Source organism: Candidatus Atelocyanobacterium thalassa isolate ALOHA, from assembly GCF_000025125.1.
Taxonomy (GTDB): Bacteria; Cyanobacteriota; Cyanobacteriia; order Cyanobacteriales; family Microcystaceae; genus Atelocyanobacterium; species Atelocyanobacterium thalassae.
Map to the genome: position 1 here is coordinate 722,728 of NC_013771.1, position 15,515 is coordinate 738,242.

General features: G+C 31.6%; 14 protein-coding genes and 1 tRNA gene. 10 read left to right on the plus strand and 5 right to left on the minus strand.

Annotated features, from left to right (window positions below; genetic code table 11):
* Positions 1-100 precede the first annotated feature (100 nt).
* The 3 genes from rsmD (at position 101) to UCYN_RS03030 (ending at position 2,336) form a co-directional block, all read left to right on the plus strand.
* Positions 101-646: a 16S rRNA (guanine(966)-N(2))-methyltransferase RsmD gene (gene rsmD / locus UCYN_RS03020; RefSeq protein WP_012954028.1), complete on the plus strand. Its 546-nt coding sequence runs from the start codon at positions 101-103 to the stop codon at positions 644-646.
* Between the two features lie 271 nt (positions 647-917).
* Complete coding sequence (gene pyrR / locus UCYN_RS03025) at positions 918-1,454, plus strand: bifunctional pyr operon transcriptional regulator/uracil phosphoribosyltransferase PyrR (protein ID WP_012954029.1); 537 nt, start codon at positions 918-920, stop codon at positions 1,452-1,454.
* Between the two features lie 135 nt (positions 1,455-1,589).
* Complete coding sequence (locus tag UCYN_RS03030; protein WP_012954031.1) at positions 1,590-2,336, plus strand: nicotinamide-nucleotide amidohydrolase family protein; 747 nt, start codon at positions 1,590-1,592, stop codon at positions 2,334-2,336.
* 88 nt (positions 2,337-2,424) lie between these two features.
* Here the strand turns inward: UCYN_RS03030 and UCYN_RS03035 are convergent.
* Positions 2,425-2,498: transfer RNA gene (locus tag UCYN_RS03035), tRNA-Val, on the minus strand.
* Between the two features lie 386 nt (positions 2,499-2,884).
* On the opposite strand from UCYN_RS03035, the gene UCYN_RS03040 reads away from it, so the two are divergent.
* The 3 genes from UCYN_RS03040 (at position 2,885) to UCYN_RS03050 (ending at position 6,768) form a co-directional block, all read left to right on the plus strand.
* Positions 2,885-3,511: a 7-carboxy-7-deazaguanine synthase QueE gene (locus UCYN_RS03040; RefSeq protein WP_012954032.1), complete on the plus strand. Its 627-nt coding sequence runs from the start codon at positions 2,885-2,887 to the stop codon at positions 3,509-3,511.
* Positions 3,512-3,863: 352 nt separating this feature from the next.
* Entirely contained in the window at positions 3,864-5,183 is a 1,320-nt protein-coding gene (rimO, locus tag UCYN_RS03045; RefSeq protein WP_012954033.1) for a 30S ribosomal protein S12 methylthiotransferase RimO, read from the plus strand.
* Between the two features lie 151 nt (positions 5,184-5,334).
* Positions 5,335-6,768 (plus strand): DEAD/DEAH box helicase, encoded by a 1,434-nt coding sequence (locus UCYN_RS03050; protein ID WP_012954034.1) that lies wholly within the window; start codon positions 5,335-5,337, stop codon positions 6,766-6,768.
* 138 nt (positions 6,769-6,906) lie between these two features.
* Here the strand turns inward: UCYN_RS03050 and UCYN_RS03055 are convergent, their stop codons facing one another.
* Entirely contained in the window at positions 6,907-8,196 is a 1,290-nt protein-coding gene (locus UCYN_RS03055; RefSeq protein WP_012954035.1) for a TldD/PmbA family protein, read from the minus strand.
* 122 nt (positions 8,197-8,318) lie between these two features.
* Between UCYN_RS03055 and UCYN_RS03060 the strand changes: the two genes are divergently transcribed.
* The 3 genes from UCYN_RS03060 to UCYN_RS03070 all read left to right on the plus strand — a co-directional run bounded on the left by UCYN_RS03060 (position 8,319) and on the right by UCYN_RS03070 (position 10,185).
* Positions 8,319-8,507, plus strand: a complete 189-nt coding sequence (locus UCYN_RS03060; protein ID WP_012954036.1) for a DUF3285 domain-containing protein — start codon at positions 8,319-8,321, stop codon at positions 8,505-8,507.
* A gap of 223 nt (positions 8,508-8,730) precedes the next feature.
* Positions 8,731-9,240, plus strand: a complete 510-nt coding sequence (locus UCYN_RS03065; RefSeq protein ID WP_012954037.1) for a diacylglycerol kinase — start codon at positions 8,731-8,733, stop codon at positions 9,238-9,240.
* 150 nt (positions 9,241-9,390) lie between these two features.
* Positions 9,391-10,185, plus strand: a complete 795-nt coding sequence (locus tag UCYN_RS03070; protein ID WP_012954038.1) for an MBL fold metallo-hydrolase — start codon at positions 9,391-9,393, stop codon at positions 10,183-10,185.
* Positions 10,186-10,225: 40 nt separating this feature from the next.
* Here the strand turns inward: UCYN_RS03070 and UCYN_RS03075 are convergent, their stop codons facing one another.
* From UCYN_RS03075 to UCYN_RS03085, 3 genes are all read right to left on the minus strand, one after another.
* Positions 10,226-12,343, minus strand: coding sequence for an amino acid permease (locus UCYN_RS03075; RefSeq protein WP_320408523.1), 2,118 nt, complete (start codon positions 12,341-12,343; stop codon positions 10,226-10,228).
* 235 nt (positions 12,344-12,578) lie between these two features.
* On the minus strand, positions 12,579-13,292 hold the full coding sequence (gene psb29, locus UCYN_RS03080; protein WP_012954040.1) for a photosystem II biogenesis protein Psp29: 714 nt from the start codon (positions 13,290-13,292) through the stop codon (positions 12,579-12,581).
* A gap of 149 nt (positions 13,293-13,441) precedes the next feature.
* A complete protein-coding gene (locus UCYN_RS03085) occupies positions 13,442-14,140 on the minus strand; it encodes an LmeA family phospholipid-binding protein (RefSeq protein WP_012954041.1) in 699 nt (232 codons plus the stop codon).
* Between the two features lie 292 nt (positions 14,141-14,432).
* Here UCYN_RS03085 and dusA point away from each other — a divergent pair, with 292 nt between their 5' ends.
* On the plus strand, positions 14,433-15,407 hold the full coding sequence (dusA, locus tag UCYN_RS03090; protein ID WP_012954042.1) for a tRNA dihydrouridine(20/20a) synthase DusA: 975 nt from the start codon (positions 14,433-14,435) through the stop codon (positions 15,405-15,407).
* Positions 15,408-15,515 lie beyond the last annotated feature (108 nt).

Consider the following 15,515-nt stretch of genomic DNA (forward strand, 5'->3'; position numbering starts at 1 on the left):
ACAAGAAAAAATGTGAAGAGGATAATTGTTACTATATATATAATTTGTAAAAAAATATATATATAGTACATCTCAATACATTTACACAATAAAAGAGCTAATGAGAATTGATAGGAATCAAAAGCTAAAAACACTATTAGGAAAAACGATTAGGCCTACTTCTTCTAAAGTTAAAGAAGCGTTATTTAATATTTGGCAAGGTAAAATTACAGGATGTAGTTTACTAGACTTATGCGCAGGAAGTGGAGCGATAGGATACGAAGCTCTTTATAGAGGAGCAACTTTAGTGGTTGGAATTGAAAAACATGGAAAAGCTTGCGCAGTTATTAATACAAATTGGCTAAAAATTTCAAGTTCTGAAAAAAGCTTTAAAGTTATCAAAGGTGATGCTTTAAGAATTCTGAATAGTTTAGAAGAGCAACAATTTGATTTTATTTATTTTGATCCTCCTTATAGAAGTAACTTATATCAACCTACTCTTGAATTAATTGCAATAAAAAATATCTTAGCTAAAAGCGGAGAGATTGCTGTAGAACATGATTCAAGACTATGGAAGGCAAAAGAGATAAAAAAATTAAAAATTATAAGAAAAAAATATTATGGAGACACTAATTTAACTTTCTATCAACCAAATCTAGATTCATGATAATAGGATTTTAATTAAGTTTTGTTTAAAGATAGAGTTTTTGTTCTTAAGAAACGATATACAATCAAATGAAGATTTTAATTTGCAAAAAATTATAAAAACAGAAATGATGTTATTCTTCTATTTTAATTAGCTGTAAGTGATAAGTTAATTAAAATTTTTTAGTATATATTTACCACAATAACTATTAAAACTTTATTAATAAAGTAATTTCTGGTTCAATATTAAAAATCTAAACAAAGTAAAAAGATACGAAATAGATAAGAATAAAATGAGAACAAATATTCTTTCAGCCGAAAAAATAAGACAAGTCTTAACTCGTTTAGCTTCTCAAGTAATTGAAAAATCAGGTGATTTATCCGATATTGTTCTATTAGGCATCCATACTAGAGGCGTTCCTTTAGCTTATATGCTAGCGCAACAAATAGAAGTATTAGAAAATTTTAAAGTTCCTGTAGGTTCTATAGATATTACTTTTTATAGAGATGACTTGGATAGAATTAAAACTAGAACTCCAGTTAAAGCTACATTTTCTTTTGATATAACTGGTAAAACTGTAATTTTAGTTGATGACGTTATCTACAAAGGAAGAACAATTCGTGCTGCCCTTAATGCTATTAATGAATATGGGAGACCAGAGATCATTCGATTACTAGTACTTATAGATCGAGGTCATAGAGAATTACCTATTCATCCTGACTTTATCGGGAAAAAGTTACCTACATCATCTAAGGAACAAGTAAAAGTTTATTTTCAGGAAACAGATGGGAGAGATGCTGTAGAGTTGATAAAAAATAATTATTTATGACTAAGCAACAAGCAAAAACTTTAATCACACTAAATAATGCTGATACTTCTCTACATAAATGTAGGTTTTTCAATAAAGTTTTTGTAAAAATAAAGCAAATATGTAAAGAGATTATGTCTTTTCCATTTAAATTTCTTGTATAGAGATCAAAAGACCATTTTTAGTAAAATATTACGTTGTCGCGGAATTAGTGAATTAGCTTTAAGAATAAAAGTTAATCATTTATTTACTCTAAAGCAAATTGAAGTATATTTTGATACTTTCTTAGGTGAGATATGCCTAAAAATCTGTACTAAAAAAGGTTCTAAGGAAGAAGCAATTGCAATTCTTCAGCCTATTGCTACAGAAATACGCAAAGCTACCCAGTTAGATTGCTATGGACATGATTATGATACTTTAATGAAAGTCGTTGCTAAATTGTTAGTAAGAAATAAAGATACGATCTCTGTAGCAGAATCCTGTACAGGAGGAGGATTGGGAGCATTCTTAAGTTCTTTTCCTGGTAGCTCAAATTATTTTGCAGGAGGTGTAATTGCATACAATAATCAAGTAAAAATATCCTTGTTGAAAGTATCAAAACAGACTTTAGATATTCATGGAGCAGTTAGTTCTAATACTGCAAAAGAAATGGCTTTAGGTATTAAAAATAAGTTGGGAACTTCTTGGGGTTTAAGTATCACTGGTATTGCCGGTCCAGAAGGAGGAACACTTACCAAACCTGTTGGTTTAGTATACATTGGCATTGCCGATCCCAAGAATAAAGCTAGCAGTATAAAATGTTTTTTTGGACATCACAAAAGAAACTGTATTCGCTCGTTAAGCGAATATAGCGCATTAGATCAGTTAAGACGAAGCTTATTAACAAAAGCAATAATGTATTAATAAATATTAGTTTCCCAAGACTATTTTAGGAGCGAAATATTCGTAAGTATTGATAAATACTTAAATTAATTGCACAGTGTAACTTTTATGGACATAACTGGATTCGAACCAGTGACCCCATCGATGTCAACGATGTGCTCTAACCAACTGAGCTATACGTCCCTGATAATTTAATATAGCACAGTATTTAGAAGGAAATCTATTATTTGTTTTTTAACAAACAGGATAAGGAATATTGCTTTCAAGAAATAAAGCAAAAAAATGTATCATATCAATTTTAAAAACAATTTTTTAAAAATACTATAAACATATATCAAAACTATTTCCTATAATTAGTATGTTTAAGCAATCTATACAATCCAAGTATTAAATTGTATTTTATAAATAATGACAAACGAAACTTTATTTGAAGAACATTGATTGAAAATATTATGTAACCCATAAAGTTCAAATGTTGTGATCATTATTCTTTATCTAAACCATTGGAAAACTTATTATTCCTAATAAAACTTTATTGATTCTAATTCTAGGTTTGAATATTTAAAATCATGGAAAAATTAACTGAACTCAACTCTGACTTAACAACCTATCCTATAGCTGAAACTTTCCATTCTATTCAAGGTGAAGGTGCCTGGACAGGTGTTAGTGCATTTTTTATCCGTTTAGCTGGATGCAATGTCGGCTGTCCATGGTGTGATCAAAAAGAATCATGGACAGATAAAACATTCCCAAAATATTCTTCTGAAATGTTAAGTACAAAAGCTCAACAAGCTAATGCAAGTATTGTAGTTATTACTGGTGGGGAACCTTTGATGTATAACCTTTTCCCTTTAACTGATAAATTACGAAAATTAGGAATGAAGATTCATTTAGAAACTTCTGGCTCCTACCCTTTTAGTGGTAATTTTAATTGGGTAACATTTTCACCCAAGCCTTTCAAGGCTCCTCATGAAAGTATTTATGTTAAAGCAAGCGAATTAAAAATTATAATAGCTGATCAAAAAGACTTTGAATGGGCAGAAAAGCAAAAAAGTAAAACTAATTCTCAATCAATTAATTTTTTACAACCAGAATGGAATAGTAGGACAAGCAGTTCTTTGATCTATAAATATATTTGTAAGCATCCCGAATGGCGTATGAGTTTACAAACTCACAAGTTTTTAGGAGTAAGATAAATAGATGCTGTTATAACTGTTTATGAATTATGCATAACGTATTTTTTATCCAAATTTAGAATATATTATGAAAATGGTTGTATGATTCTAACTTACTTTACAAGTGTAAGATTTAAATGACAATTAGTATGTTTAAAGATGAAAATAATTAATGTCAAATTTATACTATTGAAAATGTAGTTATGGAAAGTAAGTTGGTAACACAGCTTGTTTTTTAAAAAACTTTCTGTTAGCATATTAAAAAATGAAAGGGGCAAACCAGCATCCCAAATACCAATTCTAGCCAAAAGGCTACGCTGAAGGACTTGCTTAGTTTTCGCCCCATGGTAGATAAGGGGTAAAACCAATATACATGGTCAAGAAACCAGCTATTGCAATTTCACATCTAGGCTGTGAGAAAAACCGAATAGATTCAGAACATATTTTAGGGCTATTAGCAGCAGAAGGATATTCTGTTAGTTCAAACGAAAATCTCGCTGACTATGTTGTCGTAAATACTTGTAGCTTTATTCAACAAGCTAGAGAAGAATCAGTTCGTACTTTAGTAGAACTAGCTGAAAATAATAAAAAAATTATTATTGCTGGCTGCATGGCTCAACATTTTCAAGATCAATTGCTTGAAGAGTTACCTGAAGTTGTAGCAATTGTTGGTACAGGAAACTACCAAGAAATTGTTAAAACTGTTCAACGTGTTGAGTTAGGTGAAAGAGTAATAGATATATCTCAGAAACCTACTTTTATCGCTGACGAAACTGTTCCACGCTATCGGACTACTAACGAAGGAGTAGCTTACCTGAGAATAGCAGAAGGATGTAATTACCGTTGTACTTTTTGTATTATTCCTCATTTACGAGGAAATCAAAGATCCCGTACTATCGAGTCTATTGTTGCGGAAGCTCAACAATTGGCTAATGAAGGTGTACAAGAGATTATTATCGTTTCGCAGATTACTACAAACTATGGACTAGATCTTTATGGGAAAGTTAAATTAGCTGAACTCTTACAAGCGCTAGGGAAAGTTAATGTTCCTTGGATACGTGTTCACTATGCATACCCTACAGGATTAACGGCAGAAGTTCTTAAGGCTGTGAAAGAAGTACCAAATGTCATTCCTTACCTGGATCTACCATTACAACATTCTCATCCTAAAATTCTAAAAGCTATGAATCGGCCTTGGAAAGAAGCAATAAATGATGAAATTATTAAATCTATTAGAGCATCTATTCCAGATGTCGTTTTACGTACGACTTTCATCGTTGGTTTTCCTGGCGAAACAGATGAATATTTTGAACATTTAGTAAAATTTATCAAGAGGCATCATTTTGATCATGTTGGAGTTTTTGTATTTTCTCCAGAAGAAGGAACTCCTTCTTACAAAATGCCTGATCAAGTACCATTGGAAATAGCTCAAGAAAGACGAGACTATCTGATGGAAATACAGCAGCCTATTTCTAACAGGAAGAACCAACAATATGTTGGGAAAATAGTAAAAGTATTGATTGAACAGGAAAATACAAAAACTCACCAATATATAGGGCGTTCAATTAAGTCTTCTCCTGATGTAGATGGAGTCGTTTTTGTTAAAGGCAAAGCTCAATTAAATTCAATTATTCCAGTTGAAATTACTAAAGCTGATGCTTATGATCTCTATGGAAAAGTTGTTCAAACTTAAATATTTATTTTTACATTTATTAAAATGAGAATAAAAAAACTCAGTAATAACACTCGTTAAAACAAAAAATAGTTTGAAAACTACTATTAAAACCTGACCATACCCTATTAAATTTTCAACTTACAGTAAACCTATTAACCATAAAGAACTTATGACTATTTCTTTCGAGAACTTAGGACTATCCGAAACTCGCGTAAATAAATTAAAAGAGCTCGGATTTGAAAATCCTACAGAAATTCAGGAAAAAGCAATTCCTTTAATGTTAGAGGGACATGATGTATTAGGACAATCACAAACAGGAACAGGTAAAACTGCAGCCTATTCTCTTCCCATACTTGAAAAAGTTGATATACAAGATCCTAGTGTTCAAGTCTTAATTTTAACGCCTACTCGTGAACTTGCTCAACAAGTTGCTGAAGCTTTGAAAGATTTCACAGTCAGAAGGCGCCTCTATATACTAACTGTCTATGGTGGTCAATCTATAGACAGACAAATTCGAAGCTTAGAAAGAGGAGTACAAATTGTAGTAGGAACTCCAGGAAGGGTTATTGATCTTATAGAACGGAAGAAATTAATTTTAGATTCTTTACGTTGGGCTGTTCTCGATGAAGCTGATGAAATGCTTAGTATGGGTTTTATTGATGATGTAAAAACCATACTCAAAAAAACGCCTGAAAGTCGTAGCACTGCTTGCTTTTCTGCAACAATGCCAAGAGAGATAAGAGAACTTGTCAATCAGTTTCTAAAATCTCCAGTAACTATATCTGTTGAAAGAACTCAAGCTGCTCCTACTCGAATAGAGCAAAACATATACATGGTTCCCAGAGGGTGGTCGAAGCGTAAAGCATTGCAACCTGTCTTAGAGATAGAAGATCCGGAATCAGCCATTATTTTTGTACGTACTAAGCAAACAGCTTCAGATTTAACTACAAGACTACAAGAAATTGGCCATTGTGTAGATGAATATCATGGTAACCTCAGTCAATCACAAAGAGAAAGGTTGGTGCATCGTTTTAGAGACGGCAGAATAAAACTGGTCGTAGCTACAGATATTGCTGCAAGAGGTTTGGATGTAGAAGGTTTAAGTCATGTAATCAACTATGACTTACCAGATAATAGCGAAACTTATATCCATCGTATTGGTCGTACTGGAAGAGCTGGTAAAACTGGAAAAGCAATTTCTATTGTAGAATCTGCTGATCGTAGAATGATTAGACAGATTGAGCGAAAACTTCGTCAAAAAATAGATATCTGCAAAATACCTAATCGCTCAGAAGTCGAAGCAAAGCGGCTAGGGAAATTACAGAATTTAATTAAAGAGTCATTGATAGGAGAAAGAATGGCTTCTTTTTTACCTTTAGTAAGCGAATTAAGTACGGAATACGACTCCCAAGCAATTGCTGCTGCAGCCCTTCAGATGATTTATGATCAAGACTGTCCTGATTGGATGAAAACTGACTGGGAAGTTCCTGAAGCGGCTACGCCAAAACCAGTTATTGGTCGTAAGTCTAATAAATATAACTCTAAAAATAGTAAGCATAATCGTAATACTGGTAAAGTTATCCGTAAAACAGTAAGCCATTAAAAATAATTCTCACTATTTATACTTTCTTGATGTAGTGTGATTTAATTTATTCCCCCTGTTAAAACTTTAGTTATGACAAGGGGTATTTTGTTTTGATAGTTTTTCATTTTCATAAATATCAATAATAGGAATTAAATTTTAATTAATTATTGAAAGTCCTTCTACTAATAAAGATGGAGTATGAATTGAATTAATCCAGCATGGATCATTAGCTATTCCAATAATGTTTTCTAATACTTTATAAACATTACCTGTTACTACAGTATTTTTCACTCTTCCACTTATCAAACCATCTTGGACAAAATATCCTAGTTCTATATTGATAGAAAAATCACCTGATATGTCAATCTTTTTTCCTAGGGCTAAGTCTATAATTATGCATTGGTCTAGTTTTTTGATTAAATTACTAAAACTTTCTTCTCCAGGTTCTACTATTAAATTAATTAATGTAGGTGTTGGATAACTTTTTAAATTAGGTCGAAAACCGTTGCCTGTACTTTTCATTCCTAGCATTTTTGCGTTGGCAAGATTATTGTAAAATTGTTGCAAATTACCTTTTTTAATCAGAGATAATTTTTGAGTACTTGTTCCTTCATCGTCAAAAGGAACAATATAAGGTTTATATTTTGGATTTTGAGATAAAGTTAGAGAGTTTGACATAACTTGTTTTTGTAATTTATCACTCCAAGGAGATGTCTTATCCAAAGCGAATTTACTATTAAGCGCTTCAGATACCGTATTCCACAACATAGAAGAGCCATTAGGCGTAAACAATACTGGTATGTAGCCTTTTGGAGCTAAAGTAGTTTTTTTTGCCCATTCCAACCGTTGTAAGATAGTTTTTACTGTCTGCTGAATTTCATTTTTTCCTTGTCCCTGAGCAAGTTTATTATCATAAACACTAAGGAAATCTTCTTCCGTAGGTAATTCTAGTTCTAAATAATAATTGACTAACGATTGATTGCGTTCACAATGGAGTCCTAAAGAATTTACTAAACATGTAAAATAGTCTGAATGAATAAATTCTCCATTACAAACAGCTTCTCCATGAATGTCTCGTAATTGGTTAATTGCGTTTTTCCCTGACTCGATCAATTGTTCAATAGATATAGAATCTTTTTTGTTGGGTTGAAAATTTGTATATGAATGATTAAGCTCGATACTTTCAGTATTATTAAGAGCCGATAAAGCGATCGCTTTATCGGCTAACTCATCACTATCAAACTCTCCATAAGCAACAGCTAATCCTGGCGCACCCTCTTTCCATAGTCGTAAAGCTATTCCTTGTGAGTCAGAGCTTTCTAAGCTTTTTAAATTATTGGTTTCAAATAAAACAGAGCTAGATTTAAACTTAGATTGGTAAACTTCGGCATGAGAAGCTCCTCTACGAAGAGCTAAATCTATTAATTTTTGAGGTTTAATATCCATAACTTTAGTATGATAAGATTTTAAATATGTAAAATTAAACTTAAATAAATATCTATTAGTAAACTTATTACTAAGCAGTAAAAAAGCTACTAAGTAATTAAAAACTAGTATTTGGAGATTTTATGACCAGTAAATCTACATCCAATAAACACGATACATTAGAAAATCAAAATATCGAACCAGATGCTAGTTATGTTAAACTAGCCATGCGTAATATGGTTCGTAAAAAGGTCACTTCTCTAAAACATTTTTTTGTAACCACCATAGGGTTGTTAGCTTTCTTAATTGGTCTTGCTTATTTAACTCGTTAATACTTTTTTAAACAATTGCTTGTAAGATGTCATATAAGAAATGAGGGTTAGTGAATGTAACTCATCTCTAGTTAAGTTACATTAATGACAATGTTTTATGAATAAGAAACTTTGTTAATTGTTATTGGTCTTTAGTAAAAGTTTTAACTTAGAATATATGCCAAGTTAATAGCTTTTACAAAAAACAAATTACTCTTTATACAACTTAGTGAAGTTAAAGATTATGAAAGCTGATTTTAAAATGAACCGTTTTTCTTCTACTGGATTATTTCCAGATACTGCTAATCTAAAACCAAATCATATTTCACAACTAGTAAAAGAGAAATATCCTTTAGAAAGCAGAAGAAAATCAGCTTGGCATATTTCACCTAATATATTTCTAAGCTTTCAGTATGCTTGGACAGGAATTTGCTACACTTTTGCGACACAACGTAATTTTCGTATTCATACTATTATGACAGCTGTTGCAATTAGTGTTTCTGGATTTTTGAAAGTTAGTCCAGTTAGTATGGCTATTATTACTCTTACTTGCGCGCTAGTACTGATTTTAGAACTACTAAATACAGCTCTAGAATCAATTGTTGATTTAACTGTTGGTCAGTCGTACCACGAACTAGCAAAAGTTGCCAAGGATTGTGCCGCTGGTTCTGTTATGGTTTCAGCAATTGCAGCTTTATTAGTCGCATTTTTTGTTATTACTCCATCTATTTTAGATATAATTTTCAACTCATAATATTTATAAATTACTTTTATTTGTAAAGTAAAAATAATTATGATATCTCTTACTGTCTAATTTTTTATTAACAGAAACTAAATAAAATCCAACTTAGGGTTAAGTAATTAAACATTTTAGCAATATATATTTTATTTTTTAATATTCATAATGAAAAGACGACAGTTCATAACTTACTCTGGCATCAGTGCTTTGCTTGCTTCACAAATAATTCCGTACTCTCAATCTCAAACAAGTGCTCAAGCGAAAGCTTTAAGCTCTTTATCAATTAAATATTTAGGTCATACATCCTTCTTATTTAGTGGTGGTGGCTTAAAAGTTTTAGTTAATCCTTTTAGAACTATTGGATGTACTGCAGGTTACCGCTTACCAAAAGTAGAAGCAGATCTAGTCATTGTTAGTAGCCAAATGTGGGATGAAGGAGCTACTGAAGGTTTACCGGGTAACCCTCGGATACTATATCAACCAGGAGTATATAAAATTAATGGATTAGGATTTCAAGGCATTAGTATTGATCATGACAAAAAAGGTGGAAAACAATTTGGAAATAATGTTGCTTGGCGTTGGTCACAAGCAGGTATTCGTATAGTGCATTTAGGTGGAGCAGCAGCACCAATTGATCTAGAACAAAAAATCTTGTTAGGTAATCCTGATATTGCCTGTATTCCAGTTGGTGGTGGACCAAAAACTTATAATGCGGTAGAAGGAGTACAAGCAATGAAGGTCTTAAACCCTAAAGTTATGATTCCTACTCATTATCGAACTTCTGCTGCTGATGAAGAAAATTGTGATATTGATCCATTAAGTGGTTTTTTACAATTGACGAATAATCTAAATACTAAAAAAATAAACAGTGATCAGCTTTCCTTGAGTCATAAAGACCTACCCCAACAAAAAGATACACATATATATATATTTGATCACAAATCATCGTTAACACATTAAAAAAATAATATATTTGGACTAAGTATTTTTATGTGCTAATTTAATTTTCTCCTAAAACTTCATGAAAATTAAATTCTGGCGCAGCCAAAACAAATATTATGGTAGGTAATGCCTTAGTCCATTGCTGTAGTTTTTCATAGTTAGGAACAAATGATTTGTCAGGGGAAGGCATTCCCAAAAACACGAAATCTGCTCCAATTGAAGACTGTTCTAAAATAGTCGTGAAACTACGTCCGTTGGAGAGAATCACTTCTGATGTTGCACCAATTCGTAGATCTTGAACTAATTTACTTAAATTATGTTGAGCTTCTTTAACAGCGCTTTCTTCGGTTACTACTAACTTTAAATGAATTTTTCCCTTTCTCCATTGAGGATTTGAACATAGTAAGTAAGCTAGAACTAGCATTAAGCTACCATTTCCTTGTCTACCTCCACTCCACCATACGTCTATATGACAGCGCCGATTTTTTGACTCTTTCCATGGATTATATAATAGGTCAGGATTTTCTCTTAAGACAATTACATTTCTTTGTGCTTTGTGAAAATTCGCGATCATTTGACAATAGCGCTCACGGTGGCTTGTTTGTTGAGAATCACCCAATAAAATTGTATTTGGTACAATTGATCCCAAGCCGTAAGTTTCTACTAATCTTTCTGCTCCATCAAATGGATCAGGAGCTGTCACCAATCTAACTAGAGCTTTTACTCCTCTTCTCTGCAAGTAGTCTCTAATACGCTTCTCTAAAATTGCTTGTCTCGCTACATCTCGTGAACCTACAGGTAAAACACTAGAAACAGTTATCAAACCACGATTATAAGTCAAAGCCTGCGCTAGCTGAATTAAAGGCCAACGTTTAGTAGGTGCTCCAGATAATACTAAAAATTGAGGTCTCCAGTTTTTAGTATCGTTAGTATGATCGGTTTGCAAGATAGCCATGCGTAAGATTGCCATCCAAACACCCCTTCTTACATCTCCCCAAGTTGCTGATAATTCTCTCTGACGTACCCAAAAATAAATACTGATTACTACTACTCCTGCAACACAGGTAGCTATTGTATCAATCAGAAACATTACTCCTAGACAACCTATCGCACCTAACCATGAAAATATCCAATGTACTTTAAAAGAGGGACGGAAAGAAGGACTATTTAATACACCTTCTACTCCAGCAGAAATGTTTAAAACTAAGTAGGTGGTTAGGAAAAACATAGTTAATATTGGAGCTATTAAATTTAAATCTCCAATACAAACTGCCGCAAGAGCTATTACAAAGGTTACTAAAGTTCCTATCTTTGGTTCATCATCAGGACCACTGCCTTGGCCAAGGAACCTCATCCATGAAGGTAAAATACCATCTCTAGCTAAAGCCTGAAGAATACGAGGGGCTCCCAATATGCTACCAATTGCACTACTTAAAGTCGCTCCCCAAACTCCAACGGAAATAGCTGGTCCCCAGAGTGCCATTCTTTGCATTATCAAGGGTTCTGCTATCAAGGTACTACCATTAGCGCGCATTGCTAGAAATATTGGTAACGTAATATAAATTAAAAATCCTGTACCTACAGCAGCTAAAGTACCAATAGGTAGTGACCTAATTGGATCACGCAAGTCTCCTGACATATTTACACCAGCCATAATGCCTGTTACAGCTGGAAAAAAAACTGCAAAAACAGCCCAAAAGGGTTCTTTATCAGTTACCCACATTTCCATATTAACTTCTTCAACTGGATAACCAAAGTAAAAAGACAGCAAGGATAATGCGATAGCGGCCATAATAAAGTATTGCGCTTTTATTGCAATTTTTGCTGATGTTATACTTATTATCCCAACTCCAACTGTTACAACTAAAGCAATATAAAGTTGATTAAGATTTAACAAAGGAAAAGCGGCTACAACACTTTCAGCAAAACCAATAGTATAAAGAGCTACAGAAAGAGCCTGAGCAAAATATAATGGAATACCTACTGCACCACCAGTTTCAATACCAAGAGAGCGACTAATCATGTAGTAAGCTCCTCCAGTTCTGATGACGCGATCTGTAGCTATAGCACATACAGAAAGAGCTGTAAAAAAAGTTATAGAATTGGCTAAAATAACGATTAGAAAAGCTCCCATCAATCCTGCATTACCAACTACCCAGCCAAAGCGAAGATACATGATCACACCAAGGATGGTAAGAGTAGAAGGAGTGTAAACACCTCCGAAAGTTTCTAATCCTTTTTTCTTATTAGTTTGTTTGGCGGGGGGAGAAAATTGAAAGAGCGATTTCACAGGTTATTAAAGATAAATCTAATTAATCAAAAACATTATGTCAGATTTTTTGATGCTGCTTAATGTCTAACCAATATTTAACTAAATTATTAGTTAAATATATGATAGTTAAGGCATGATACTATTCTTCTTTTAATTCATTATCATTTGTCTTAAGAGTATCTTCTTCTTGCTGAGAAATACGCTTTTTACGACCAAATTCTAATGAATCTTCAATAGCTATTAGTAGCTGTTGCATCTTTTCTAAGTTACTACAGTATAGTTCAATATCTTTTTGTATTCTTTCTGATGAAAGCCCTAAATCATTAGCTATTTGTTCTATTGCTTTATTATACTCTTCTTTACTCTCTACTAAATCAGAGCTAATCTTTTCTAGTAAAGAATATAAACCAATAGCTAATAAGCGGCTATATTTAAATTTAGGATTTTGAGCTATAGAATAATAAGATTTCCAAAGTAACTTGTCATTAACTTTTTCTTGAGCTGATTTTGTGAAATCTTCTTTGAAATTTGATATGGATAATGTCTCGGCTTCATTCAGTATGGTATTTGATTCTTGTCGGTATTGTTTAGTATCTCCTCCAGTTGATTTACATAATGCATCAAATATTAGATCTTGATGATCATCTGGTTGATATCTATACATGAACTTTTCAAATAAAGTAACAACTCCTAAAGCATAAATAGGGCTGTATTGATAATCTGCATTTACTGATAGTAAATGCATTTCTACTAGGAGCTCTTCTATAAATCTTCTATAAATTGAGCTAATTGGCTTAGTAAAAAAATTATAGAACTCACGTTTTGTCTCAGAAACGGTACGAATGTTATCCACGAAATAGATTATAAATTATTTTTTAATAATGGTCTTTAGTTATTCTCTCTTGTAAAGTACTATTTTGCAAAGTAAGTAATATAAAAATTTAAATGTAAATTATTTAGATTATTTTTTCAAGAGAATATGAAGTTTTATAATTATGATATTTAAGAATAAATTTTTAATTCACATTGACAAAATAACTTACCATTATCCAAAGAAATTTGATTAATATTAATATCTTGCCCTAAATCTATTAATATTTCTTCATTTAAGCAGACAATCTCTTCAGATAAGCTTTTGATTTCTACTTCTTTTAGGCTAAGTATTTGAGGAGAAACTATATTAGGCTTCATCTTAATCGTAATAGATTGCACAGCATCTTTATATAAAAATGCTATTTGTATGGTTATATGAGAATAATCAATATAAATCTCTTCTAACTGAGAATCCATAATATTTATTTTTTGAAAAAACTCTGTAAATTCTTGATTTTTTAATAGAGTATTTAACAGATATTTAATACCATCCTGAAGTATATTTGAAGAAATAGATACTTTTAGACTTTCATTACTAATAGCGACTTTCCCAGATATTCTAATATCTTCTAATAATTTTAAAGATTGTCCTCTTAAAATTTGACCTATATTTATACGAACATCATTTACTTTTAATTTAATTTCTTCTAGAGATAATCCCTTATAAATTAGTCTATAACTACTTAATGTTACTTCAGGTAAATAACCGTTTAAAATTTGATAATCATTACCTTCAATAAATAGATTTAAAGCTTCTAGTTTTTCAACCTGTGAATTTAACCAAAGCTTTAAAGCAGGAGTTAATATTGTTTTAATGATTTTGCTCATATCAAATATTTTAGTTAAACAATAAATTTATTATTTCGTGAATCTTCGTTATGTTAACCTTAGTTAGATTTTTCTTGTAAAATTTTGAGTTTAATCATTTAGCTTTTAATTAATGTTTTATTTTGATTATTCTTTACAAGCTGTATAAAAGCGTCGGATCATTTAAAGTCTTGCTATAAATTAATATATGTACTTAATAGTTGTAATACTCCCTATTCGAACATTTGAAAGAGAATAATAAATTTATTGTTTAAGTAAATTATGAAAAAATATCAATCGTAAAATTAATTATATGAAAAATAATAAAGAAAATTTTTTAAGTGTTGCACCGATGATGGATAGAACTGATCGTCATTTCCGTTATTTTATAAGACAAATTACTAAACATACTTTGCTGTACACAGAAATGATCTCTGCAACAGCTGTTCAAAATGGTAATAAATCAAAACTTTTAGATTTTTCATCTGATGAAAAACCCTTATCACTACAATTAGGAGGCAATGATCCTTATACATTAGCTGAATGTGCAATTATTGCAGAAGACTGGGGATATGATGAGGTAAATTTAAATATTGGATGTCCTAGTGATCGAGTCCAAAATGGACGTTTTGGAGCCTGCTTAATGGCTGAGCCTGAATTGGTAGCTAAATCAGTTGAAAAAATGCAGGAATCAGTTGATATACCAATCACAGTTAAACATAGAATTGGTATTGATGAATGTGATGATTATGAAAGCCTAAAATATTTTGTACGAATAGTTTCAGAATCTGGATGTAAAAAATTTATTGTGCATGCACGTAAAGCATGGTTACAAGGATTAAGTCCAAAGGAAAATCGTAATATTCCTCCATTAAGATATCAAGATGTTTATTCTTTAAAAAAAGATTTTCCTCATCTTACTATTGAAATTAATGGAGGAATAACTAATTTAGAACAAATCAGTCATCACTTACAATTTATTGACTCAGTGATGCTAGGCAGAATAGCTTACAACAATCCCTACTTACTTGCTACAGTAGATAAAGATTTTTATAAAAGCAGCACTACACCATTAACTCGCTATCAAATTATAGAAAATATCCTACCGTATGTAGAATATTGGGCAAGTCATGGTTTAAAATTGCACAGTATTACTAGGCATCTTTTATCTTTATTTATAGGCATATCTGGAACAAAAGAATGGAAAAGGTATATTACTGAAAATTCCCATTTTATCGGTCAAGATTCTAAAGCTATTATTAATGCATTGAGTAAGATAAAAAGTTAAAATTTGTGGCTGGTTAAGTACTTAATTTTAGGATAAAACAAAATATTTGTTTTTTATTATTAAAATCTCCAACAAAATAAATATTAATTTTTTTCTAATCTAAGATTA

Bases quoted from the DNA above. Each gene is read 5' to 3' on its own strand.
- rsmD (WP_012954028.1), top strand. From the start codon at position 101: ATGAGAATTGATAGGAATCAAAAGCTAAAAACACTATTAGGAAAAACG.
- UCYN_RS03060 (WP_012954036.1), top strand. From the start codon at position 8,319: ATGACCAGTAAATCTACATCCAATAAACACGATACATTAGAAAATCAA.
- UCYN_RS03040 (WP_012954032.1), top strand. From the start codon at position 2,885: ATGGAAAAATTAACTGAACTCAACTCTGACTTAACAACCTATCCTATA.
- UCYN_RS03065 (WP_012954037.1), top strand. From the start codon at position 8,731: ATGAAAGCTGATTTTAAAATGAACCGTTTTTCTTCTACTGGATTATTT.
- pyrR (WP_012954029.1), top strand. From the start codon at position 918: ATGAGAACAAATATTCTTTCAGCCGAAAAAATAAGACAAGTCTTAACT.
- rimO (WP_012954033.1), top strand. From the start codon at position 3,864: ATGGTCAAGAAACCAGCTATTGCAATTTCACATCTAGGCTGTGAGAAA.
- dusA (WP_012954042.1), top strand. From the start codon at position 14,433: ATGAAAAATAATAAAGAAAATTTTTTAAGTGTTGCACCGATGATGGAT.
- UCYN_RS03085 (WP_012954041.1), bottom strand. From the start codon at position 14,140: ATGAGCAAAATCATTAAAACAATATTAACTCCTGCTTTAAAGCTTTGG.
- UCYN_RS03075 (WP_320408523.1), bottom strand. From the start codon at position 12,343: ATGTATCTTCGCTTTGGCTGGGTAGTTGGTAATGCAGGATTGATGGGA.
- UCYN_RS03055 (WP_012954035.1), bottom strand. From the start codon at position 8,196: ATGGATATTAAACCTCAAAAATTAATAGATTTAGCTCTTCGTAGAGGA.
- UCYN_RS03050 (WP_012954034.1), top strand. From the start codon at position 5,335: ATGACTATTTCTTTCGAGAACTTAGGACTATCCGAAACTCGCGTAAAT.
- UCYN_RS03070 (WP_012954038.1), top strand. From the start codon at position 9,391: ATGAAAAGACGACAGTTCATAACTTACTCTGGCATCAGTGCTTTGCTT.